This window comes from Woeseia oceani (assembly GCF_001677435.1).
Taxonomy (GTDB): Bacteria; Pseudomonadota; Gammaproteobacteria; order Steroidobacterales; family Woeseiaceae; genus Woeseia; species Woeseia oceani.
Map to the genome: position 1 here is coordinate 1,925,532 of NZ_CP016268.1, position 23,864 is coordinate 1,949,395.

Below are 23,864 nucleotides of genomic sequence, written 5' to 3' on the forward strand. Positions count from 1 at the left end.
AAATGTGACCAAATTTTTCAGTGTCCGGCGGTGGTACGCGATAGCTGCAGGCTGATGAACACTGGCCATGCCTTGAAAATGCCGTTGTCCGCGGGCCAGGAGCAAACTGGCACAAGCATTGCAACACTATCGAGCATTGCGGGACCGCGAAAAATTCAGAACAGGGGAATTCGAAACGATGTCTGCACAATTAATTCAGGACTGGACCGAAAGTCAGGTACTTCTGAAGTTTGGTACGCACAAGGAAGTGAAGTACAAAGTTTACAAACACGGTGAAAAGCATTTTCAGGAAATCCGTGACCTCGACGATGCGCCGATTCATACATTGGAATTGCCACCCGGGCTGGCGATGGAGGCCAACAGCTACGAGGTACTGTTGCGTTACGTGTTGCTGGACGTTGTGCAACCGCGCTAGTTGTTAGATCGTCACCACATTGCCGGGGTGCAACGGACGCGCTAGGGTGTAGGCCGTTTACGGCTTCCGGACGGACCTATGGCAACCATTGGCGCGGCGTTGAACGCCTTTTCATCGTTCATGTGGGGCACTCCGCTGGTCGTCTTGCTGGTCGGCGGCGGTATTTTTTTCGTCCTGCATTCCCGGGGGCTGCCGTACCGTTATTTTCGCCATGGTTTCCAGATCATCACCGGGCGCTACGACAATGATTCCGGCGACCAGGGCGACATCTCGCATTTCAAAGCCCTCGCCACCGCACTGTCGGGGACTCTGGGTCTCGGCAATATAACCGGCGTTGCCGTCGCCATCACTGTCGGCGGCCCCGGTGCCGTGTTCTGGATGTGGATTACCGCGATCATTGGCATTGCGACCAAGTTTTACACTGCGTCGCTCGCCGTCATGTTTCGCGGCCGCGATGATGCGGGCCACTTGCAGGGTGGGCCCATGTACGTCATTCGCGAAGGCCTGGGACGCCGCTGGATGCCGCTGGCCTGGTTGTTCTGCATTGCCGCTTTGTTCGGTACCTTGCCCATATTCCAGATCAATCAACTGGTGCAGATCATTCGCGATGTGGTTGCCGTGCCCGCGGGTCTCACCCTTGCCGATGATCACCTCGCATTTGACCTGCTGCTTGGTTTGATTTTCAGCGCGCTGGTATTCGCTGTCATCGTCGGGCGTATTCAGCGGATAGCGAACGTGACCAGCCGGGTGGTTCCGTTCATGGTGGTTTTCTATTTCGTGTTGACCGCAATATTGCTTGTGCAGAATGCGTCGGAAATTCCCGGCGCTCTGTCGTTGATTGTCAGCGATGCGTTCAGTGGTCAATCGGTGGCCGGCGGCGCGATCGGTACGGTCATTCTGATAGGCGTGCAGCGCGGTGCATTCTCCAACGAAGCAGGTATAGGCACCGAATCGCTGGCACACGGTGCTGCGCGTACCAATGAACCCATTCGTGAAGGCCTCGTTGCCATGATCGGGCCGTTCGTTGACACATTGATCGTGTGCACGTGCACGGCCCTTGCCATTCTGGTCACGGGTGCATGGCAATCTGATGCCGTGGGCGTCACGATGACCAGCAATGCCTTTGAAACAGCCTTTCCGGGATTCGGCGGTTTGCTGCTGGTGGTCATGGTTTTCTTCCTGAGTATCAGCACGGTGCTGACCTTCAGCTACTACGGCGGCAAGTGCGCGGGTTTCTTGTTCGGGACCCGCTACGAGCGCTGGTATATCGGCTTCTACACGGTGTTGATTATCGTGGGCGCGGCCGCTTCGTTACGTGCTGTGATCGGCCTGATTGACGGCATGTACGCCACGATGGCTATCCCGACCATGGTCTCGAGTCTCCTGCTGGCGCCGAAAGTCAGGGTAGCGGCAAAGGACTATTTCGCACGTCTTAAAGCCAGCGGCGGCTAGCCTTATCGGTTGCCATTGAAACGGCGCGATGCTGCGCGCTTCTCTGTATTATTTCTGCCATGGCATCGCCATCCGGCGAGCGCCTATTGTCTTTAGGGAGTCGTCGATGAATGAGCGAAAGATGTACTTGCCCATTGCCGCCGTGGTGGCGGTGCTGGTCCTGTCAATGCCTGCCGCTTTCGCTGCAGAAACGGCGGACCCGAAAGTGGCCGAGCCGATCCCGGAGCCGCGTAGTTTCGTGACCGAACACCGTGGCGAATTCAATGGCGTATCCGTGCGTTATACGGCGACCGCTGGCGAAACCTACTTGCGTGATGAAGACGGCAAACCCAAAGCGTCCATTTTTACCTTTGCTTATGTGCGAACAGATGCGGCGGGACCACGACCGGTCACGTTTGTCTGGAACGGTGGCCCCGGTTCGGCCTCGTTATGGCTGCACATGGGCACGTTCGGTCCGAAGCGCGTGGTTGTGCCAAGTGACGCGAAAAATGCCGGTCTGCCGCCGTATCCGGTGCAGGACGCTACCGAGACCCTGCTTGACGTGACTGACCTGGTCTTTGTTGACCCTGTAGGAACTGGCTATTCGCGGGCGTTGGGAGAACACGAAGGCAAAGAGTTCTGGGGGCTGAACGAAGATGCGTTGTCGATGGCCGAGTTTATCCGCACCTGGGTGACCGAGAATCAACGCTGGAACGCGCCGCGTTTCTTGCTTGGTGAGAGTTTCGGCACAACCCGCGCAGCGGCGGTGGCCGAAATTCTGGAAACGGATTTCATGCTGCGTTTGAACGGCCTGATATTCGTCTCGCAGGCGCTCGACTACGCGGGCTCTACGCCGTACGTTCGCGACAATCTCATTTCGCACATAACTTATTTGCCGACGATGGCGGCGACCGCGTGGTACCACAACAAAGTTGCGCCGAGGCCCGCATCGATGGAGTCCTTCGTCGCGGAAGCCAGAGCGTTTGCGAGCAATCAGCTGCTGCCGGCGCTCTTCAAAGGCAATGCATTGCCCGCCAGCGAACGTGCGGAGATCGTGCGTGGCTTGCAGCGTTACACGGGTTTGTCCAGCGAGTACATCGAGCGTTCGAATCTGCGTATCCAGGGTTTTCGGTTCGCCAAAGAGTTACTGCGCGAGGAGGGTCATGCGGTAGGTTTGCTCGACGCCCGTTATACCCAGGATCAACTGGATGACCTTGCGGCAGAGCCTTCCGGCGATGCGGCTGACGGCGCTATCTCGGCGGCTTTCAAGGCTGCGTTGATGCAGTACCTGCGCAGCGACCTGAACGTGGACTGGGATCGCCTGTACCTGGCCCCGGCGGATAGCAATTTGAACAAGGAATGGCGCTGGAGAACGGCACCTGAGGGCGAAGCCTGGGAACCCTGGCCGGTCAACACGGCGCATAATTTGTCGCGAGCCTTGCGGGCGAATCCGGAGTTACGGGTATTGGTGGCGTCGGGCTACTTCGATCTGGTGACCCCGTTCTTCGATGCGGAATTCACCCTGAATCGCCACGATATCGAGGCCTCCCGAGTCGATTATCGATACTACGAAGGCGGTCACATGATGTACGTGAACGAACCATCGAGGACCCGGCTCCTCGACGACACCCGGCAATTCATCCTGCAGCAACTCAGGACAGCGAGATGACCGAAAGCCAAAAGACCGCCACGCGGATCGCGCAGGGGCTGCATTACGTTGATAAGCAGACAGGCAGTGTGATTCCGCCGATACAGCCGTCAACAACGTTTGCGCGCGACGCCGACTACCAGCTCATCGCGGACAATCACAGTTATGCGCGCGATCAGAACCCGACGTTTCTTCCCGCTGAGGCGATGCTCTGTGAACTGGAAGGCGGCAGCGACGCGTTGCTGTTCAGCTCGGGCATGGCCGCGGCTATGGCGGTCGCGCAAACATTGCGCCCGGGCGACCACATCGTAGCGCCAAAGGTCATGTACTGGGGTCTGCGCAACTGGCTGGGTACGTTCTGTTCGCAATGGGGTATCGAGCTGGAACTGTTCGATGCCAACGATCCGCGCGGGCTGGATAAAGCGGTACAAGCCGGCAAGACCAAACTGGTCTGGATCGAGTCTCCGTGCAATCCGACCTGGGACGTTATTGATATTGCGGCGTCTGCGCGTATTGCACATGCGGCCGGCGCGCGTCTCGCGGTGGATTCAACCGTGGCGACACCGGTCCTGACCCGGCCTTTGCAGCTGGGTGCCGACATTGTCATGCATTCGGCAACCAAGTACCTGAACGGACACGGCGACGTGGTGGCCGGTGCGCTGATCACCGCACGCAAGGATGAGCATTGGGATGCTATCCGGCGGGTGCGCGCGGACGGTGGTGCGATACTCGGCAGTTTCGAGGCGTGGCTGCTGCAACGCGGTATGCGCACCTTGTTCCTGCGCGTGCGGGAGGCCAGTCGTTCGGCATTGGCTGTTGCGCAGCACTTTTCCGGTCACCCGAAATTGCTGGGTGTACTTTACCCGGGGCTGCCAGCACACGCGGGTCACGCTGTGGCCAGCGAACAGATGTCCGGTGGCTACGGTGGCATGTTGTCGTTGCGAGTGACCGGCGGTGCAGCGGCGGCGCTTGAGGTCGCACGTCGGTGCCAGGTGTTTATTCGTGCGACCTCGTTGGGCGGTGTGGAGAGCCTGATCGAGCACCGCTATTCCATCGAAGGGCCGGACAGCCCGATTCCGGCTGACTTGCTGCGCTTGTCGATCGGCATCGAAGATACAGATGATCTGATTCGCGATCTGGAGCAGGCGCTGGCCTGAGATAGTTCTGATAAACGGGCAAAGGGTGTCGAAATCGCGCTGTTCCGTCCGTCATGGCCTTGAACGCGAACCGCATTGGTGAGCGCTAAACGGGAGATACCAACGTGCAATACTTGCTTTTGATCTATGCAGCTGCAGACAGCGGCGAGCCGCAACCCGGCAGCAAGGAATGGGATGCCTATATTGCAGGCTACGAGTCATTAAGTAATGAAGCCGCTGAGAAAGGCGCGATGCTGGGCGGTAACGGACTGCAGGATGTCGATACGGCAACGACAGTACGGGTGCGTGGCGGCAAAGTTGAAACGACGGACGGGCCGTTTGCCGAAACCCGTGAAGTTCTTGGTGGCTATTACCTGATGGAATGCAAAGACCTTGACGAAGCCATCGCGTATGCGGCGAAGATTCCGGGCGCCAGGTATGGCTCGGTTGAAATTCGACCCATCATGCAATTTGACTGAACGGCCGGAAATGCAAGCGTCTGCTCACACGGTCACCGCTCTCGTGCGAGACCAGTGGGGGCGGGCGCTGGCAACGCTGGTCAGCGATTTCGGCGATTTGTCGCTGGCGGAAGATGCACTGCAGGATGCGTTCATGGCGGCTTTGCAGCGCTGGCCACAGGACGGACAACCACGCAGTCCCCTGGCCTGGTTGCTGACTGTCGCCCGTCGGCGCGCTATCGATCATTTGCGCCATGAGCAGCAGAAAATTGCCAAGCAAACCGAGCTCGGCATTCTCGCCGACCAGCGCGAAGTCTTCCCGGCGGTGGAGGAGGAAGAGTTGATTCCGGATGAACGTCTGCGCCTGATTTTCACTTGCTGTCATCCCGCATTGCGACCGTCCGCGCAGGTTGCTCTGACGCTCAAGACGCTGTGCGGTTTTCGAACCTCAGAACTGGCGCGGGCATTCCTGAGCGCCGAAACGACGATGGGGCAGCGTATCGTGCGCGCCAAACGCAAGATTCGTGATGCGGGAATTCCGTACCGGGTACCGGACCCGGAGCAATTGCCTGAAAGGCTCCACAGCGTGCTTGCCGTTATCTACCTCATTTTCAACGAGAGCTGGTCAGCAACCGGTGGTGATCAGCTCATTCGCCAGGCTCTCTACGCCGAAGCCCTGAATCTGGTTGGCCTGTTGCAGCAACTAATGCGGCCCGACAGCGAAGTGCTGGGATTGCACGCATTGATGTTGTTGCACGGTTCGCGCAGTAAGGCGCGACTGGAGTCTGGTAACGAGCTGGTCACGCTTGAAGAACAGGACCGGTGCTTGTGGGACAGGGCGATGATCGATGCTGGCCAGCGGCTGATTGTCGAAGCGGCCGCGCTGGGACCGCCTGGGCCGTATTTGTTGCAGGCGATGATCAGTGCCGTGCACGCCGAGGCAGCCAGCTTCGAAGAAACGGATTGGGGACAAATACGTGATCTGTACGGTTTGTTGTATACGGCGCAACCGTCACTGGTGATCAAGCTGAACGCAGCGGTTGCGCGTTATTTCGCTGGCGAGACGACAGCCGCCGTCGCTATCTTCGATGAACTCGAGCAGGAACCCTCGCTCGCACGCTATCAACCGTTGTACGCAGCCCGTGCGGAGCTGTGCCGGAAAGCGGGGGAGTTCAGCAAGGCCCGGGACTATGCCTTGCGTGCACTGGCGCTCTGCCAGAACGATACAGAATGCCGATACCTCCAAAAACGCCTGCGGCAGATCGACGCTGCCGCAGGCGCGGTGGAATCAATGCCGGAAGGCAGGCGGTAACTGGCTGGCCGATTTCAGGTAACGGTCGCGCAGCAAGGTTTGCCGGCTTTGCATCGGTATCTGCTCGCCTTTGATGTACACCTGCTCGGGATAGCTGCTTAGCTCCAGCGGGTCGTCGGCCCAGATAACGATGTCGGCATCCTTGCCTGCGACGATGCTTCCGCTGCGGTCGGCAACGCCGTAAAACTCGGCCGGCGTAAGTGTGAGCGCGCGCAACGCTGTTTCCCAGGTCAAGCCGTTAGCGACCGCAATGCCTGCGGCCTGCGTGATGTTTCTGGCATTGTGGTTTTGCACGCTGCTGCCACCAAAGGCGACAGGCACGCCGGCATCCGCCAACAGTGCCGCTGAATCCAGACGGGCATTGAGTTTGTCAAAACTGCCGGGCAAATTGTTAATGGAGTCAAGTATTACGCCTACGCCCGCATCGGCAAGTTGCTTGGCGACCATCCAGGCCTCCGTTCCACCTGCGATCAACAATTGCAGGCGGTACTCTGCCGCCATGCTAAGCAGCACTTCAATATCGCTCGCCCGATCGACGTGCACGATCAACGGCAGGGTCCCTTCGATGACCGCTTGCAATGCTTCCAGATCCGACTGGCTAAGCGCATAGGCACGCCGGCTGCCACGTTCGTAATCGTCTTTATGGCCGGCGTAATCCAGCGCGTCGTTCAGTGCTTGCCGGAGTTGCAGCAAGGCTGTTGCTCTGGAGCCGCCAGCCAGGCTGCTGCCCCCTTCGCCCAGGTGCACGACCATTGCGGCCTGGCGACGTACTATTGAATCGGCTTCGTCGCCGAGTTGAACGATCGCGCCGAGGCCGGAAAAAATATGACTGAACTGTCCGGCCTCATCCGGCCCACCGGCACCCGTGGGCATGATGGCTGCACGAGTGATGCCTTCGATACGGTTGATGGCGATCAACGTAGAACGGCGGTTGTAAGCATCGGCAACATCAAACGCTGCGCTGAACTGCTCGCCTCGCTGGATGAAGTCCACGGTGCCACTCACGGCGTTCACTTCCGTCAGACCCAGTTGGCCCATGGCGGAAAACAGGCCAGGGGTAACAATCTTGCCGCTGGCGTCCACGACCGTTGCTCCGGACGGCGGCGCTAGGTTGTTGCCAACGGCTGCAATAACGCCGTCTTCGATGATCACCGTGGCGTTTTCCAGGGTGCCGCGATCGCTCACCGTATGCACGCGTGCGCCAGTAATGGCGATCGTTTCCGCCTGCAGGTGGATGGGCAACAGGGCAATCAGAAAGAGTGCGATGCGATGCTTCATTCGGCACCTCCTGCGACGGCTGCGGTGCCAAGGCTGAAATCAGTCAAGGGATTTTTCTCCGGTCGCTGGCGGTCGTAAACCAACGCGCCGTCGATGTAAACACGCTCCACGGTTGTGTAAACGCTGAACGGGTTGCCGCTCCAGACCGTTATGTCGGCCATCTTGTCGGCTTCGAGCGTACCGGTCTGATCCAGAATGCCGAGCGCTTGTGCGGCGTTCGCCGTTATCCAGCGGATAGCACGCTCCGGAGGAATCTCGATGCCGGCTTTGGCAGCGGCACCCATGACCTTGGCGCTCTCCTGGTTCAGCCGTTGAATTCCCAGATCGTCGTCGGAATGAATAACCGCGCAGGCGTCTGCATTGTCGATGATCGCGGCGTTCTCGCGAATACCGTCATAGGCTTCCATCTTGAAGCCCCACCAGTCTGCCCAGACTGCGGCACAAACGTTATTCTCGGCCAGCAGGTCGGGAATCTTGTAGGCCTCGACGGCATGATGAAACGCCGTGATCTGGTAATCGAATTCCTTGGCAATTTCGAGCATGACCGCCATTTCGTCGGCGCGGTAGCAATGGTTGTGAATCAGTATTTCACCATCCAGCACGCCCGCGAGGGTTTCGAGTTTGAGGTCACGATCCGGCGCTTCACCTTCACCCTTTGCGGCTTTTTGCTGTTTGTCCCGGTACTGGCTTGCCGCGATCCAGGCACTGCGGTAGCCCGCGACATTACCCATGCGGGTCGATGGCGGCATACCGCGCCCGCCGTATACCCGTTTTGGGTTTTCGCCACAGGCCATCTTCAGGCCGTACGGCGCGCCGGGAAACTTCATGTCCATCACTGATGTCCCCGGCACGTTCTTCAGTGTGACACCGCGGCCGCCGAACAGGTTCGCAGAACCCGGCAGGATCTGCAGCGAGGTAATGCCGCCGGCCAAGGCCGCAACAAAGCCCGGGTCCTGTGGCCAGACACTGTGTTCTGCCCAGACTTCCGCCGTATTGGCGGCCGTTGCTTCGTTGCCATCGGAGTGCGCGTCCACTCCCGGGCTGGGATAAACACCCAGATGAGAATGCACATCGATAATGCCGGGCGTGATCCACAGGCCACTGGCATCAACGCGTTCGACATCGGGCGCCTTGAGGTCCTGGCCCACCGCCGCGATGCGGCCGTTCTGCAGCAGCACGTCGGCATTGTCGAGGCGTTCGCCGGTGCCGGTCAGCACCGTCGCGCCGCTCAGTAAGGTGCTTGTCGCTGGCAGGGCCTGGTAGCGACTGCCATAGGCCTCGCCGGAATTGGTGGCGGGCTCGTCGCTGCTACGGTCATTGCAGGCGCTAAGCGATGCCGCTGCACACAACATCAGAAAGGGTAGGCGTGTTCTCATCAATGACTCCGTGGGCAAAACTTGTCTTGACCGACGATAACGACCGCCGGTGCCTGGCAAGAGCGTTATTGCTGGGTATGTGGCAGAGTGAATTCAGGTGGAGCAGAATGGCTTCAGGGTCAAGGCTATCAAAATGCCTGCGCAGCGAACAGTGGCCTGCGCGCGGTGCAAGACCAGGCGAATTATCGGGGGAATTCTATGCAAGACTCAAAACCAGGTGAGGATTACGTAGCCGGCAATGGCTTGCTGGATCGGCGGCTTTTTCTTCGGGCCGGTGTCGGTGCCAGTGCAGGTCTGCTCTGTGCCCACGCTGTCGGCCAGGAGCGCGAGCCGTGGACAAGGCACCCCGGGGCACCGATGGCTGACAGTGGTGCGCCGGCGAAACATACCGCCCACATCAAACGGCTCGGCATTAGTTCTCAGGCGGGTACAACGGGTACCGGAGTATCCCGCACACCACTGGAGCACCTGGACGGAATCATCACACCCAGTCGCCTGCATTTTGAGCGCCATCACAGTGGCATTCCCGATATCGATCCGGCACGGCATCGCCTTTACATCACCGGTCTTGTCAAACGGCCTTTGTCGTTTAGTCTCGAATCTCTGCTGCGATACCCAGCGGTCTCCAGAATTCAGTTCCTGGAATGTTCGGGCAACAGTGGCGGGATGCTCGCTCCGGAGCCGCGCGATGCCAGTTGCGGCGAATTGCACGGCTTGGTATCGGCAAGCGAATGGGGTGGCGTACCGTTGTCTGTGCTGCTGGAAGAGGCGGGCGTTAGCAAGAACGCATCCTGGGTAGTCGCAGATGGAGCGGACGCGGCCATGATGAGTCGCAGCGTTCCCCTGCGAAAAATCATGGACGATGCGATTGTTGCTTTGTATCAAAACGGGGAACCGTTGCGGCCGGGGAACGGTTATCCGATGCGGCTGTTCCTCCCGGGATGGGAGGGCAATATGTGTGTCAAATGGCTGCGCAATGTGCAGGTGACCGCGGCACCGGCCATGACTAAAGATGAGACATCGCGGTATTCAGACCTCGCGGACAATGGCCGGGCAACCCTGTTCAGTTATCCGATGGGTGTCAAATCGCTGATTACCAGCCCGTCTCCGGGATTGGCCATGGGGCCCGCCGGGATCTATCAGGTAAAAGGCCTTGCCTGGTCGGGAAGCGGACGCATCAGGCGGGTTGAGGTCTCCGCGGATGGCGGCAAGAGCTGGGCGGATGCGGCGCTGGATGACAGTGTGCTGCCGATGAACCTGACGCGCTTTCGCAGCGCATGGCACTGGAACGGAGAGCCTGCTGTGATACTCAGCCGGGCAACCGACGAGCACGGGGAGGTCCAGCCGACCCGGGAGCAGGTTCTGGCCGGCAGGGCCAGCAATTCGTTCTATCACTACAACGGAATTCAGGCCTGGGCCATCGATCGTCAGGGATGGGTGCGCAATGTCTACGCGTAACTGTTTGCGGCTTGCATGCCTGTTGCCGGTACTCGCATTTGCCGACAACGAATCGCCGCAGCTGGGCGAGGAATTGTCCGCCGCAGAGGCCGACGCAGTGAGTTTCACTGTTATGCCGGACGGTGCCGGGTTGCCGGCAGGTGCCGGGACCGTGGCCACGGGCGAAAAAATTTACCTGCAGCAGTGCGTCGCGTGCCACGGTGTCAACGGTGAGGGCGGTCCGAATGACCGTCTGGCCGGTGGCCATGGCAGCCTGCAATCGAACCTCCCGGTCAAGACCATCGGTAGCTATTGGCCCTTTGCCACAACACTGTTCGATTACGTTCGGCGGGCCATGCCGTATACCGCGCCAGGCAGTCTGGACGACGATGAAGTGTACGCAGTGACCGCCTACCTGCTGCACCTGAACGGGGTCATCGACGGCAACGCGGTTATGAACGCGCAGAGCCTGCCGCTCGTCAAGATGCCGAACAGGGACAATTTTGACTGGGCCTGGCAACCCTGATGAACCTGTACTGACGCCGTGTCACGGGCACTGAGCACGTGGCGAAAGCTCTCCGGCACAACTGTCGGTCGCTGGTTGTTCACCCGTGCCGTGTGTTTCAAGGCCCCGTACTTTGCGTCGATATCCCCGATGTTTCTTGAGTTGGAGACCGGTCGGGCAGTAGTGCGGCTCAGGAACCGCCGGAAAGTTCAGAACCATCTGGGTACGGTCCACGCTATTGCGATGGCGAACCTTGCGGAACTGGCAGCGGGTACGATGATGGAGGCGAGCATTCCCGCCGACCAGCGCTGGATACCGCGAGGAATGACAATTGAATACCTCGCGCGCGCCGCAAGCGACCTCACTGCAATCGCCACTTTGCCTGCCGTAGTTTATGGGCCGGCTCAGGATGTCGATGTCAGTATTTCCGTCCGCGATGATCAGGACCAAGAAGTCTCTCGGGCGGTCGTGCCCATGTACGTGTCGCCGCGTTCAGCCGGCCGCAGGTAGCCTTGTCAGCTAGGCGGTATCTGGGCCGAAACGGTTGTTTTTTAACTGGCGAAATGAGAACTGTTCGGATAAATTGCGGACGGCATTTTGTTAAGTTTCCCTCACCGCAGGCCCGACCATAAACGCACGAGAATGAACCCAGAAGTCGTACTCACTGAAGACGAACTACCCGCCGAGGTCGTCACCGCAATCAAGCAAGGTCGCAAGGTCGTCGCGATCAATTTGCTCATGGAAACCACCGGCATAGGCATGGCCAATGCCAAAGTGCTGGTTGATCGGGCATCCGTACGGCTGAATCCGAAGCCGCCCCGGCAGACGTTTATGAAAGACTACAATCCGATGAACCGCCGGCTGATTAGCATGGCGCTCACATTGTTCGCCGTATTCCTCGTCTACACGTTCTACTTCAACGACTGACGCAGCGTCCGTCGATCTGCGGCCAGTGCCGGTCGGGGACTCTGCCAGCGCTCAGTTGATCGGTTGATTGTCAGGCCAGCCGACCCAGCCAGGGCCACGTACTACCCGTCCGGGCGTTGCCCCGGTGTGCTCGCCGTCTTTCAGTACCTGCACACCGTTTACAAACACGTGCTCGACGCCCGTCGCGTACTGGTGGGGCTCTTCGAAGGTGGCGTGGTCCGTGAATTCGGCGGGATCGAAAATCACAACGTCGGCATAGTAGTCGGCTTTCAGGCGGCCGCGACCGCGGATGTTGGTGTTGAAAGCGGGTAGCGAGGTCATGCGGCGTACGGCTTCTTCTATTGGCATCAGGCTTTCTTCCCTGACGAACCGGCTGATGACCCGCGCAAAAGTGCCATAGGCGCGTGGATGAGGGCTCGAATTCAGAAAGACACCTTCGGCCGCCAATGCGCCGGCATCCGAGCCAAAACTTACCCACGGTTTGGCTGCTTTTCTGCTGACGTTGAACTCGGACATCAAGGTGAACGCAGCGTCTACGCGGCTGTCATCCTCAATGACAAGGTCAATGGCGGTTGCCGCTGGGTCCTGTTGCCGCTCGTCGGCCACTTCCTGCAAGGTCTTGCCGATTAACGGTCGCAGTGTTTCATTGCGAAACCCGAGCAGTCGAATATTTTCGGGCCCGGCCTGCACGTAAAAGTTTTCCCAGTCGTCGCTGTCGTCGTGCATCTCGGCGATGACGCGTTCGCGAATCTGCGGGTCCTTGAGGCGTTCGACCCATGCGTCATGACCACCGGCTTGAACCCATAACGGCATGGTTGCATCGAGTCCGGTTGCTCCGGCGTTGTAGGTGTACATGTTGGCTGAAATTCGCAGGCCGGCAGCACGAGCAGCTTCAATCATATTGAAGACATTCTCGAGCTTGAACCAATTGTTCTTGCCGGAGGCCTTGAGATGATAGATCTCGGCCGGTGCGCCGCTCAGGCTCGATATCTTGATCAACTCCTGCACCGCTTCTTCGAGCCGATTACCTTCACTGCGGATATGCGAGATATAGCTACCGTCGTATTCAGCCGCGGCAGAGGCCAGCGCCACCAGTTCATTGGTATCTGCGAAATTGTCCGGTGCATAAATTAGTGACGAGCCAACCCCGATAGCGCCTTCCCGCATGGCTGCCCGAACCAGTTCCTGCATGCGCGCAAGTTCTTCGGCCGTCGCACGGCGGTCATCGTAGCCAACCTCGTGAACGCGTACTGTGCCGGCGCCGATGTAGGACGCGACGTTCACTGAAACACCGCGGTTTTCCAGGTGCTCCAGGTATTCGCCGAGCGTGGTCCAGTTCACGTCATAACGGATGTCGCCCTGGCGTTCCTGCAGTTCGGCTTTCATGCGCGAATTGAGCGGGCCCATTGACCCGCCTTCACCCATGATCTCGAGGGTTACGCCCTGATGAATGTCGCTGAGGGCGCGACCGTCTTCGAGCAGTGATTCCGTTGCCCAGGAGAGCATGTTGATGAAGCCCGGTGCGACAGCCATACCGGCTGCATCAACTTCCTCGACACCTGTAGCGACGCCGAGGTCGCCCAGGGCCGCGATACGGTCGCCATTGATGGCAACGTCGCCGCGGTAGGGAGCGGCGCCGCTGCCGTCGTAGATCATGCCGTTGCGGATGATCAGGTCATAAGCAACGGTATCGGCAGCAGGTGCCTGTTCTTTTGAGCAGGCGCCGAGCATGAAAAGCGCTGCGAGCGCTGTGACCACGATTCGCCAGGATAAAATCTGCATCGGCAACTCCGCCTGAATGAATAAATGGAAATGCTACCTGCCAGCGCCAGCTTCAATTTCACGCCAGACTCGCATCAGGTTTCCACCGAGTATCTTTACCACGTCCTCTTCGCTATAGCCTCTGGCCAACAGGCCGGCGACCAGGTTCGGGTAACTGGACACATCCTTGAGTCCAATGGGCAAGCTGTCCCCAACGCCGTCGTAGTCCGAGCCGATACCGACATTGTCCGTACCGCCAGTCAGCTTCACAACGTGGTCGAAGTGGTCCAGCGTCTGATCCAGTGTGGCGAACGGGTAGGGTCCGTGCTCGGCAACGAACTCGGCGCGGAATGCTTCCCGCTCTTCATCCGACGCTTCGCCACCGCGTGCTTCAAGCCATTCGCGATAAGCTGCACCGCGTTTGTCGCCATAGTCACGTGCGGCCTGGCTTATGAACGCCGAGCCGAAATTGATCATGATAAGGCCGTTGTTTTCGCCGAGGCGCACGATCATTTCGTCGGACATATTGCGTTCCCAACCCGGCGTGAAATGCCTTGCCGATGAATGCGAAGCAATGACCGGCACGCTGGTTATTTCCATGACGTCCCAAAATGCCTCGTCGGATACGTGACTGATGTCGACCATGATTCCCAGGCGATTCATTTCACGTACGACTTCTTCGCCGAACGGACTCAGGCCACCCCATTGTTTGTTGTCGTCGTAAGATGAATCCGAGATGTGGTTCGACAAGCCGTGAGCGAGGGTGATGTAGCGAATACCGCGGTCGTAAAAATACTGCACATTGCCGAGATCGCCTTCGATGGGTGAGCCGTTTTCCATGCCTAGCGGCAAGGAGATCAGTCCTTGGGCAAATTGCGCTTCAACGTCATCGGGAGATCGCGCAATCGCGAATTTGTCCGGCGACTGCTTGACCAGGCTTTCGACCAGATCAATCAGGCCTTCAGCGACTTCTTTCGAACGCCCTTCGGCCTCGAGTCGGGCGGGGGTGTAAATCGACATGAAGGGGACGTTCAGGCCTCCAGCCACGGCTCGTGGGTAATCGAAATCCCCTGTTTCGGTCGCCTGGCTGACATCCGCGGGCTCTTCTTCCAGCCGGTAGGGCACGTCGATGTGCGTATCGATGATCAGATTGTCCTGGGCAATACGATTGGCTGCAGCTTCGGTCGTTTCGCTCGCGACCTGTGCTGCGGGCGCGGATTCGGCGGCGGGTGGAGTGGCGCTGTCGGGTCCGCAGGCTGTCATTGACAAGGCGGTAGCGCTCAAGAGCATCATGCGAAAGGTCATGTGTTTCCTCCATTCTCGTTGTTGTTTGCCGCATCCGGGCAGCGCAGAGTATAGGCAAAAGCGCCTCACGATTGGCGAATATCCGGCGACTGTCGGGGGCGGGTATCCACCCGGGGCCGGCATCGGCTGTCCCGGCAGCGGGATTGAGTGTAATATCCCGTAAACAACAATAAAATAGTGATAAGTTATGGGAAAGGCCGGTAAGCGACAGTATACTGGTGATTATGAACTTTTCGTCTATGAACAACACGGACATTCTTGCCGAACTGGGGCGTCGGCTGCGGCAGCGTCGGCTGAATGTCAACCTGACCCAGGAAGCCCTGGCGGCGCACGCCGGTGTTTCATTGAACACGTTGCGCAATGCCGAACTCGGACGCAACAGTTCCCTGGATACGTTGATCAACCTGTTGCGTTCTCTGAATGCCCTTGGGCAGTTGCAGCAATTGTTGCCGGATGAGGGACCAAGCCCGGTAGAACTGGCACGACGTGACGGGCGAACCCGGCAACGCGCTTCAACTCAGGCAGCAACGCAGGCTGACGAGGAAGAGTGGCAATGGTAACGGTCGACGTTGCCGAAGTGCGTCTGTGGGGCCGGGCGATTGGTGCGGTGTATTGGGATGACGAGGCCGGGCTTGCCGCTTTCGAATACACGCCGGCATTCCAAAAGAGCGGCATCGAGTTGTCACCGCTGATGATGCCATTAGGATCACGTGTCTACCGTTTTCCAGAGCTCGCCAGGAGTTCTTTCAAGGGACTTCCCGGCCTGCTCGCTGATTCTCTGCCGGATGATTTTGGCAATGCAATTATCGATCAATGGCTGGTGCGCGAAGGTCGCGACAAGGCGAGCTTCAACCCGGTCGAACGGCTTTGCTATATCGGCAGGCGTGGTATGGGCGCGCTCGAATTTCGCCCGGCAACACGCACGACACCGAAGGGCTCGGTCCCCTTGGAGGTTGAGCACCTGGTTGAGCTGGCGCAGCACATTCTTGATCTCCGTGACGGCCTGCGCATCAGACTGAAAGGCGGTGCTGCCGACTACACGGAAGCGCTGGACGACATTCTGCGCGTAGGTACGTCTGCTGGCGGCGCTCGTGCCAAAGCAGTAATTGCGTGGAATCCGGCGAGCGGGGAAATTCGTTCCGGCCAGCTGAACGCGCCGGAAGGTTTCGAATACTGGATTCTCAAGTTTGATGGTGTTGAGAATCGCGAGCGCGGTGTCCGCGATCCGCAGGGCTATGGCCGTATCGAATATGCGTACTATCTGATGGCTGTTGCGGCCGGGATCACGATGAGCGAATGCCGGCTCCTCGAAGAAAACGGCCGCAGTCATTTCATGACGCGGCGGTTCGACCGCAACACCGCTGGCGAAAAGGTCCATATGCAATCGCTCTACGCGCTGGCGCACCTGGACAATCAACTGCCCGGGGCGCACAGCTATGAGCAGGCATTTCAGGTAATGCAGACGCTCAGGATGGCAGCACCAGACATTAGTGAGCAGTTTCGCCGCATGGTGTTCAACGTGGTGGCGCGCAATCAGGACGATCACACCAAAAACATTGCCTACCTGATGGACAAAAAGGGTCGTTGGCGCTTGTCTCCGGCATTCGACATGATCTACGCGTGGAATCCGGAGGGTGCCTGGACCCGCGCTCACCAGATGAGCGTTAATGGCCAGCGCGACCGGATTACTCTCGCTGACATAAGCGCAGTCGCGGAGAAATATTCGGTACGTAATTCGCAGCAAATAGTCGAACAGGTACTAACGGCGTGTGCCGACTGGCCGACCTACGCAGCAGATGCCGGCGTCGATAGTCCTGCCAGTAAACGGATTGGCGCCAGTTTCCGCACATTCTGATGCCACAAAAAAAGCCCCGCCAGTGGCGGGGCAGTGTGGCGCCGTGGGGCGGGCGCTATTGGCAGAGCCGGTATCGCGGAGAGTCCTTGGGGCGGGACGTTGTTCTCTGCGGTTGGGGTTACCCGGCCCAGCGGAATAAGCATCAGTGAAAGAATGAACGTGATGGCGTCAATTCTGTAAGCGTGTGTTTCAATTCGTAACTGTGGCCTGAATATTGCGGTTGCCGCCGGTCGAACCGGGTATTATCGGATCATGAAAAGCCTGCTGCTCATAGACGACGACGAACGGCATTCAAAGTTGCTACGCGACTATCTGCAGCGCTTTGATATTGAACTGGATTGTGCCTACGATGCTGACGAAGGCTTGAAACTCCTGCAATCCAGAGATTACGACCTGCTGTTGCTGGACGTGATGCTGCCTGGGCGCGATGGTTTCGATATTTGCCGGGAGGTCCGCAAGAGTGACTCCATCCCCATCATTATGCTGACTGCTCGAGGCGATGTTATCGACAGGGTTTCAGGCCTGGAGCTCGGTGCGGATGACTATATAGCCAAGCCGTTTGAACCACGCGAGCTGGTTGCGAGAATCCAGAGCATCTTGCGACGAGCCACCGCGAACACCGGCGGCCAACAGCAATTGGTGTTCGACGGAATAACCATCGATCAGGAAGCCAGAACAGTTCGTGTTGATGGTGATGAGGTCGAGTTGACGTCCATGGAATACGAGTTGCTGGTCTTGTTGGCCAGCAATGCGGGCAAGAAGATATCGCGCGATGAAATACTCTCCAACTTGCGTGGGATCGACGCCGCGATTCTGACCCGCTCGGTCGATATCATGATCAGTAGACTGCGCAGCAAGTTGCGTGATCCCGGCAAACCTGCGCGTTTTATTCAGACTATCTGGGGGCGCGGCTACCTGTTCGTCGGCAGAGTGGCGAAGAATGCTTAGACGCCTGGCGCGTTCTTTGTCGTTCCGGTTGTTGGGGATCTTCTTTGTTCTGGCTGCCTCTTTTGTGTTCTTCGCCGTGCTTGCAGTTGGTTGGGTTTACGATACGGACGAAGTTCGCGAGCTCGTTGGCGGCCACTTGTCGCTGCACATCGATTACGTTCTTGATGACATCGGTGATCCTCCGCGAATCGAACGCGCGATCAGCATCACCCGCAAGGTGCCTGTCGACATACGCATTACCGGGCCGGAAATCGACTGGGCATCAGACCCCGCCTTTCCCAAAGAGTCGGAATTAACCTTCGACCGTGGTGCCGTTCTGAGTGACCCGGCGAATCGTTTGCTGGGACAACTGCGGGATGCAGAGTTCGCGGAGTTGGATGGGCACCGCTTCCTGCGCATTCGACGCGGTGAAAATGCCGTGATTGTTTCGTCACCGCGTATAGCGGACGAGGTCCAGACCCGCAGCCTGATGCCGATAATTGTTGGCGTTGGCGTGTCCTTGGTTGTGCTCGCCTATTTTGCCGTTCGCTGGTTGTTTCGCCCGATCAGTACTATTCGGCGCGGTGCAGCACGTATTGGCCAGGGCCGGTTTGACGAACGGATTGAGAACGTGCGGAAGGATCAGCTCGGTGATCTGGCTGAAGATATCAATAACATGGCGGCCGACGTCCGCGGCATGCTTGATGCGAAACGGCAGCTCTTGCTGGGTATCAGTCACGAACTGCGAACGCCACTATCGCGAATGCGCCTTGCTGTTGAGTTGCTCGCCGATCAGGAGGGCGGGGCAACCGATGCGGACGGCATGCGTGCCGATATAGTCGAAATGGAGAAGATCATTGTCACTCTCCTGGAGGCAGAGCACCTGAACAGCCGGCATGCGGCATTGCATCTTGAAGAATGCGATATCAACGTTGTGATTCAACAATTGCTCGATGACTTTTTCACCCGCGATAAAGGCCGTATCAGAGTTTCCTACTCGGGTATGTCCCGCCCCGTGCGCATAGACGAAGCGCGCGTCGTGTTGCTGTTGAAGAACCTGCTAAGCAATGCGTTGCGGTATTCCGACGAAAGCGCCGGTGCAATCGAGGTTTCGGTGGAGGTTCGTAGTGATTCAGTGGTAATTCGTGTTCAGGACCGGGGTCCGGGAATACCCGAAGAACAGCGGGACTTTATTGGCGAGCCTTTCTTTCGCGGCGATCCGTCGCGAACCCGGCATACGGGTGGCAGTGGTCTCGGTTTGTACCTTGCGACATTGGTCGCGCGTGCGCACGGCGGTCGGCTCACGCTTGACCGGGAGTACGTGGCAGGAGCAGCCTTTGTAGTCACACTGCCGGGCTGATTGTTGTCAAGTGCAGCGCCGCCGTTCGCGGCCGAATTGCAGGACTGCGTTTACCAGTGCCTCGAAATCCGCGCGTGTGCTGCGGTGATTGCAAATCGCGACCCGCAATGAAAAGCGTTCCCGCAGAACGGTCGATGATGGCGCCGCAATGCCATCTTCATGCAGCCGCATTAAAATCTCCTGGTTCAAAGCATTCAGTTTGTCGTTGTCATACGTTGCGTCGAAATAGCGAAAATTGACGATGTTCATCGCGGTAGGTGCGAGCAACTGCAACTCGCTATGGCGGTTGATCAGCGCCTCCAGGTAGCGCGCCTGTAGCACGTTCTGCGAAATTTGCTGTGCGTAACGGTCGGCGCCCTCACTTTTCAACGCCATCCAGGCGCGAAGGGCAACGAATGAACGCGACAACTGCACACCAAATTCTGAGAAATTCAGCGGGCCGGCGGCAAGGCCGCGATCCAGTTTCCGGAGGTAAGTTGGCAGGGAGGAAAAGGTGTTGCGGTGCAATTTCTCATCCCGTATCAGCACACCGCCACAGTTGTACTGCACGTACAGCCATTTGTGCAGATCGAATGCGACAGAGTCGGCGCGCTCGAGTCCTTCGGCCATGGACGCATAGGCGGGGCTCATCCGAATGAACGCACCGAATGCGCCATCGACATGCAGCCAGAGGTTTTCTTGCTCCGCGATATCCGCGAGTTCCGGCAGTGGATCGGTGGCGCCGGTATTGACTGTGCCAGCATTGCCGATGATGCAGGCGGGCCGGTGTCCGGCCGCCTGGTCGTCGTGAATGGCGCGTTCGAGTGCGTTGAGATCGATAGTGTAGTCGTCGAGAACCGGCAGGGTTCGCAAGGATTCCTTACCAAGTCCCAGTAACTCGATGGCCTTCGCAATGCTCGAGTGTGCCTCGCTTGAAGCGTAGTAAATTAACCGCGGGTGTTCCTGAATATCGATACCTGCAGTGCGAACGTCGTAGTTTGCTCTCGCATTGCGGGCCACGGCCAGTCCGACAAGGTTCGCCATGGAGCCGCCGCTGACCAGCAAGCCGCTCGCGGTTGTAGGGTAGTCGAGCAATTCCTTGAGCCAGTTGATGACCTGCAATTCAACGTGAGACGACGCGGCCTCGTCAAAGCCGAGCGAGCAGGAGTTCATCGTTGAGATGACCATGTCGGCTATCAATTGATTGGCTGTGCCGGTGCCCCCCACCCAGCTCCAGAAGCGGGGGTGAATGTTGCCGGTTGGGTACGGCAGGATGTGCTCACGTATCTGTTCGTACACGCCGGCCGCACCGTGGCCCGCGCGCGGCACGGGTTCTTTGAAGTGTGCGCTGCTGGCAGCTGGCAAAGGCTGCCAGACAGGACGCGTGGCGACGTTCTGCAGGTAGTCAGTAAGGTCGTCTACAGCGTTGTGCGCCAACGCACGGAAGTCTTCCCAGTCAGCGGGATCGAGTGAGGTTTCCACGGCGGTGTACGGGTTCTGGCCAGATTCTGCGTTCATGCTTGATGCTCGGTGGCGAACCAGCTTGAAGTATCAACGAGCTGCTGCCGTACGCAATACACAAAGCATGCGCCGCCACTCTTGAACAGATCTGGAGGAGCAGGGGCTCCGCTGTCGCGATGCGGCGGGTTTCGACCGGCTTACGTCGCGGTGCCGATCCTGATAATCATTGACAAACGCGCAGGACTGATATCATAATGATATCGAAATAATGTGATAGGAGACGTTCATGAATCGTGAAATCGTTCGTCAGGCCCGCTCCGGTTATGTGATGCTGGTGGTGCTCGCACTGGCACAAATCGCCACGTTCTACGGCTTGTTCTCGGCCGTCACGGCGCAGTCGCTGGTCGCTTGCCTGTTCGCGGCCTTGTCCATTCTGGTCGTGCTCGTGTGCTGGGTGGGCTTTTTCATGGTGCATCCGAACGAGGCCAAGGTTCTGCAGTTATTCGGTAAGTACTCCGGAACCGTACGCGACTCAGGTCTCCGCTGGGCAAACCCGTTCTACGCCAAAAGCCGCGTGTCGACGCGCGTACGCAATTTCGAAAGCGGCAAACTGAAGGTCAACGATTCGCAGGGTAGCCCGATCGAAATTGCGGCGGTGGTCGTCTGGAAAGTGGTCGACACCGCCGAGGCGATGTTTGAAGTGGATGACTACGAAGAGTTTGTTCACATCCAAAGCGAATCGGCGCTTCGTGACCTGTCAACCTCCTACCCCTACGAACCGCACGAGGGCGAGGGCCTGGCACTACGCAGCGACCCACAGGAAGTCGCAAATGCACTGCGCGGTGAAATTCAGAGCCGCCTCGAACAAGCCGGTGTTGCAGTGATTGAGGCTCGTATCAGCCATTTGGCGTACGCCCCGGAAATTGCTCACGCGATGCTGCGACGGCAGCAGGCGTCGGCCATCATTGCTGCCAGAACACAAATAGTCGCGGGTGCGGTAGGGATGGTCGACATGGCTCTTGAGCAACTGGACGCCAAGCAGATCGTTAATCTCGATGACGAGCGCAAGGCGGCCATGGTCAGCAATCTGCTGGTCGTGCTGTGCAGTGAAGAGAATGCCCAGCCGGTTCTGAACACCGGGTCACTTTATACGTGACATGGATATCGTAAACCTTACGTCAGCGGTGTTACTGCAATGAGTTCGCGCAAAGCGTTTGCATTGCGTATCGATGAAAAGATACTTGAGGCGATGCAACGATGGGCGAACGATGATTTGCGTAGCCTCAATGCCCAGATTGAGTTTGTATTACGGGAGTCGCTGCGCAAGCAAGGCCGCCTTCCGAAGCCGGATAGCAACACCAAAGCGGATTGATGGCTAGTGGTAGGATGCCAACATGAACCTGCTCTCATTGATCATCATTTTTCTCGCTCTGCTAATTTGCGGCGCCATCGCGTTCATAGCCTGGGAGCTTACTGCCGACGGTAAAAGGAAGGCAGATAGCAAACGGGGCGCCAATGGCACCCCGTCTGAGCAGAACCGCGACTGAACACAAGGCGGTTTATCTCACTGGTTTCGCTGCCGATTGCCACGCTCACTCTGTGACCGGTTGCTACGCGCCGGTTTGGCGCTGTTGCTTCTTTGCGGCTGGCTTTGTCGCTGGACCGGTTGCGCGCGCGGCTGTGGATTCTGCCGCTGCACTGGTTGCGCCCGCTGACGGGGCGCTTGGGCTCTGCTGGAACTGCGGGATGTTTCAGCCCGTGCCGGGCCACTCGGCCGCTCTCGACGAGTAACGTCCGGGCGCGATGTTGAGCGAGTTACGGCGTTTCTTTCACTTTGTGTACGTGAACGGACCAACGGGGCCGGGGTCGCCGTATTGCGCTGTCGTACCACTGAACGTTGGCTTTCCCGGGCCGCTACATTCCTGCGCTGCGCAATTGCCGAATTGCTGTTGCGCCTTTCAGTCGTTGCGGATCCACGATTTTCGCGTGGAGCAGCTGACGGTCGACGGGTGTCACCGGACTGTGTCGCCGGGGACTGTCGGCGGACAGTCTGGTCGCCGTTTCGAATACGCGCATTGTCGGCTGGGCTGCGGGAGCGGAAGCGAATTGCGCTGTCTTCGCTGCTGCGACGGGTAGCCGGATTGCTTGTTCGACGTTCAACAAGATCCGCGCGCCGGTTGCTAGCACGCGTGCCCGGATCGCGCCTGGCCGCCTGCGTATTGTTCCGGCGTTGTGGCTGGTTTGCCTGCGCAGCTTGCTCACGCCGTGCATAACCATCGCTACTCGAGCTGCGGCGGCGATCTGAGTAGTAACGGGTTCGCGACTCATAATGGCCAGGCCGCGCGCCACCGCGGTGACGGGGTCGCCAATAGTCACCATGCCGGTTGCGGTAGCCACTGTTGCTGTGGCTGTTGCGCCCGTAATAGGTATGGAAGACCTGGATGCTGGGACGCCGCCAATAATAACGGTCGTAGTAATTCCAGCCGTAGTAAGGGTGACCATGGTAACTATGGTGCTGGACGTGCAGATAGTGGCTGGACCAGCCTATCTGAAAAGCGGTGGTTACGCCCCAAAACGCACCGGAATTGAAGTGGTAGCCTGCCGGGTAAGGGTAGTAGTAGACCGGGTAGGCGCGTGGGTAATAGTAATAAGCGCGTACCGGCTGCCGCAGCACAACGACCTCCGGTTCGTAGTACGGAACGTAAATGACATCGTCATCAACCGGCTCGATCTCGATGGTGGTGCCGGTGCGGGTCACACGCTGACGGTCGTCCGACTGGAGGTTGCCCGCGGCGTATGCGCGGTCGCGAAACGCTTCGACAGCGGCAACGACGTCATTTTGTTGTGCAACGACGGCCTCGCCAAGACGCCAGGTCCAGTCGAGATCGTCACTCATCATTTCGACGACTTCAGGGTAATTGAGCAGCGCGACCACAGAGTCATCCCAGCTGTCGTCCGGCTTCAGGCTGCTGTCATTTTCAAGGTCATCGAGAAAACGGGCGGCCTGCACTATTTCCAGCGGGTATGTCGAGGCCGGCAGAACAACCGCCAGCAAGTCGTCAGGGTACAAGGCGATCGGGCCGACCAGGGTCTCTAACTCTTCCTGCGAGAGCGTTGCTGCGACAGATTCATTGCCCGAATCGTCACTGTAGACCGTGCCGATCGGATTGCCATCGTCGTCCACTGGCGTTTGTGCGCAGGCCAGGCCGGCCGCGAACAGCAGGCAGGACAGCGCTATCAGTCGCAGTGGCAGTGATTGAGTAATCGTTTGGCTAGTCATCGCGTTCTCCATG

General features: G+C 58.5%; 23 protein-coding genes. 17 read left to right on the top strand and 6 right to left on the bottom strand.

Features of this window, described 5'->3' with window-relative positions; translation table 11 throughout:
* Positions 1-178: 178 nt before the first annotated feature.
* The 6 genes from BA177_RS08530 to BA177_RS08555 all read left to right on the top strand — a co-directional run bounded on the left by BA177_RS08530 (position 179) and on the right by BA177_RS08555 (position 6,400).
* Entirely contained in the window at positions 179-415 is a 237-nt protein-coding gene (locus BA177_RS08530) for a hypothetical protein (protein WP_156762748.1), read from the top strand.
* Between the two features lie 78 nt (positions 416-493).
* The gene (locus BA177_RS08535; protein ID WP_068615400.1) at positions 494-1,867 is read left to right on the top strand and encodes an alanine/glycine:cation symporter family protein; all 1,374 of its coding nucleotides are present in this window, start codon (positions 494-496) and stop codon (positions 1,865-1,867) included.
* Between the two features lie 106 nt (positions 1,868-1,973).
* A complete protein-coding gene (locus tag BA177_RS08540; protein ID WP_156762749.1) occupies positions 1,974-3,515 on the top strand; it encodes a S10 family peptidase in 1,542 nt (513 codons plus the stop codon).
* Positions 3,512-4,651 carry a trans-sulfuration enzyme family protein gene (locus BA177_RS08545; protein WP_068615402.1) on the top strand — a complete coding sequence of 380 codons (1,140 nt, stop codon included), beginning with the start codon at positions 3,512-3,514 and terminating at the stop codon, positions 4,649-4,651. The genes BA177_RS08540 and BA177_RS08545 overlap by 4 nt, the downstream gene beginning before the upstream one ends.
* A gap of 104 nt (positions 4,652-4,755) precedes the next feature.
* Positions 4,756-5,109 carry a YciI family protein gene (locus tag BA177_RS08550; protein WP_068615404.1) on the top strand — a complete coding sequence of 118 codons (354 nt, stop codon included), beginning with the start codon at positions 4,756-4,758 and terminating at the stop codon, positions 5,107-5,109.
* A gap of 10 nt (positions 5,110-5,119) precedes the next feature.
* Positions 5,120-6,400: an RNA polymerase sigma factor gene (locus tag BA177_RS08555; protein WP_068619124.1), complete on the top strand. Its 1,281-nt coding sequence runs from the start codon at positions 5,120-5,122 to the stop codon at positions 6,398-6,400.
* On the opposite strand, the gene BA177_RS08560 is transcribed toward BA177_RS08555, so the two are convergent.
* Both BA177_RS08560 and BA177_RS08565 read right to left on the bottom strand, forming a co-directional pair.
* Complete coding sequence (locus BA177_RS08560; RefSeq protein ID WP_068615405.1) at positions 6,377-7,678, bottom strand: amidohydrolase family protein; 1,302 nt, start codon at positions 7,676-7,678, stop codon at positions 6,377-6,379. The genes BA177_RS08555 and BA177_RS08560 overlap by 24 nt on opposite strands.
* Positions 7,675-9,054: an amidohydrolase gene (locus BA177_RS08565; RefSeq protein ID WP_068615407.1), complete on the bottom strand. Its 1,380-nt coding sequence runs from the start codon at positions 9,052-9,054 to the stop codon at positions 7,675-7,677. The genes BA177_RS08560 and BA177_RS08565 overlap by 4 nt, the downstream gene beginning before the upstream one ends.
* 198 nt (positions 9,055-9,252) lie before the next feature.
* Between BA177_RS08565 and soxC the strand changes: the two genes are divergently transcribed.
* The 4 genes from soxC (at position 9,253) to BA177_RS08585 (ending at position 11,923) form a co-directional block, all read left to right on the top strand.
* Positions 9,253-10,512, top strand: coding sequence for a sulfite dehydrogenase (gene soxC, locus BA177_RS08570; protein WP_068619125.1), 1,260 nt, complete (start codon positions 9,253-9,255; stop codon positions 10,510-10,512).
* The gene (locus tag BA177_RS08575; RefSeq protein WP_068615409.1) at positions 10,499-11,017 is read left to right on the top strand and encodes a c-type cytochrome; all 519 of its coding nucleotides are present in this window, start codon (positions 10,499-10,501) and stop codon (positions 11,015-11,017) included. Before soxC ends, BA177_RS08575 begins: the two co-directional genes overlap by 14 nt.
* Positions 11,018-11,035: 18 nt before the next feature.
* On the top strand, positions 11,036-11,506 hold the full coding sequence (locus BA177_RS08580; RefSeq protein WP_068615411.1) for a hotdog fold domain-containing protein: 471 nt from the start codon (positions 11,036-11,038) through the stop codon (positions 11,504-11,506).
* Between the two features lie 132 nt (positions 11,507-11,638).
* Positions 11,639-11,923, top strand: a complete 285-nt coding sequence (locus BA177_RS08585; protein ID WP_068615413.1) for a hypothetical protein — start codon at positions 11,639-11,641, stop codon at positions 11,921-11,923.
* A 51-nt stretch (positions 11,924-11,974) separates the two neighbouring features.
* On the opposite strand, the gene BA177_RS08590 is transcribed toward BA177_RS08585, so the two are convergent.
* Together BA177_RS08590 and BA177_RS08595 are read right to left on the bottom strand one after the other, a co-directional pair.
* Entirely contained in the window at positions 11,975-13,705 is a 1,731-nt protein-coding gene (locus tag BA177_RS08590; protein ID WP_068615415.1) for an N-acyl-D-amino-acid deacylase family protein, read from the bottom strand.
* 33 nt (positions 13,706-13,738) lie between these two features.
* Entirely contained in the window at positions 13,739-14,989 is a 1,251-nt protein-coding gene (locus BA177_RS08595; protein WP_197493395.1) for a dipeptidase, read from the bottom strand.
* Between the two features lie 239 nt (positions 14,990-15,228).
* On the opposite strand from BA177_RS08595, the gene BA177_RS08600 reads away from it, so the two are divergent.
* The 4 genes from BA177_RS08600 to BA177_RS08615 all read left to right on the top strand — a co-directional run bounded on the left by BA177_RS08600 (position 15,229) and on the right by BA177_RS08615 (position 19,131).
* A complete protein-coding gene (locus BA177_RS08600) occupies positions 15,229-15,549 on the top strand; it encodes a helix-turn-helix domain-containing protein (RefSeq protein WP_068615417.1) in 321 nt (106 codons plus the stop codon).
* On the top strand, positions 15,543-16,844 hold the full coding sequence (locus BA177_RS08605) for a type II toxin-antitoxin system HipA family toxin (RefSeq protein ID WP_068615420.1): 1,302 nt from the start codon (positions 15,543-15,545) through the stop codon (positions 16,842-16,844). Before BA177_RS08600 ends, BA177_RS08605 begins: the two co-directional genes overlap by 7 nt.
* A gap of 252 nt (positions 16,845-17,096) precedes the next feature.
* Entirely contained in the window at positions 17,097-17,792 is a 696-nt protein-coding gene (locus tag BA177_RS08610; RefSeq protein ID WP_068615422.1) for a response regulator transcription factor, read from the top strand.
* Entirely contained in the window at positions 17,785-19,131 is a 1,347-nt protein-coding gene (locus BA177_RS08615) for a HAMP domain-containing sensor histidine kinase (RefSeq protein WP_082989993.1), read from the top strand. The genes BA177_RS08610 and BA177_RS08615 overlap by 8 nt, the downstream gene beginning before the upstream one ends.
* A 6-nt stretch (positions 19,132-19,137) precedes the next feature.
* On the opposite strand, the gene BA177_RS08620 is transcribed toward BA177_RS08615, so the two are convergent.
* Complete coding sequence (locus tag BA177_RS08620) at positions 19,138-20,628, bottom strand: pyridoxal phosphate-dependent decarboxylase family protein (RefSeq protein WP_068615426.1); 1,491 nt, start codon at positions 20,626-20,628, stop codon at positions 19,138-19,140.
* Positions 20,629-20,857: 229 nt separating this feature from the next.
* Between BA177_RS08620 and BA177_RS08625 the strand changes: the two genes are divergently transcribed.
* Genes BA177_RS08625 through BA177_RS18575 form a run of 3 tightly spaced genes read left to right on the top strand, consistent with a single transcriptional unit; the run spans position 20,858 to position 22,118 of the window.
* A complete protein-coding gene (locus BA177_RS08625; protein ID WP_068615428.1) occupies positions 20,858-21,727 on the top strand; it encodes an SPFH domain-containing protein in 870 nt (289 codons plus the stop codon).
* Between the two features lie 39 nt (positions 21,728-21,766).
* Complete coding sequence (locus tag BA177_RS08630) at positions 21,767-21,943, top strand: Arc family DNA-binding protein (protein WP_068615431.1); 177 nt, start codon at positions 21,767-21,769, stop codon at positions 21,941-21,943.
* A gap of 22 nt (positions 21,944-21,965) precedes the next feature.
* Positions 21,966-22,118 carry a hypothetical protein gene (locus BA177_RS18575; protein ID WP_156762751.1) on the top strand — a complete coding sequence of 51 codons (153 nt, stop codon included), beginning with the start codon at positions 21,966-21,968 and terminating at the stop codon, positions 22,116-22,118.
* A gap of 17 nt (positions 22,119-22,135) precedes the next feature.
* Here BA177_RS18575 and BA177_RS08635 read toward each other — a convergent pair whose 3' ends face one another.
* Entirely contained in the window at positions 22,136-23,851 is a 1,716-nt protein-coding gene (locus tag BA177_RS08635) for a DUF3300 domain-containing protein (protein ID WP_197493396.1), read from the bottom strand.
* Positions 23,852-23,864 lie beyond the last annotated feature (13 nt).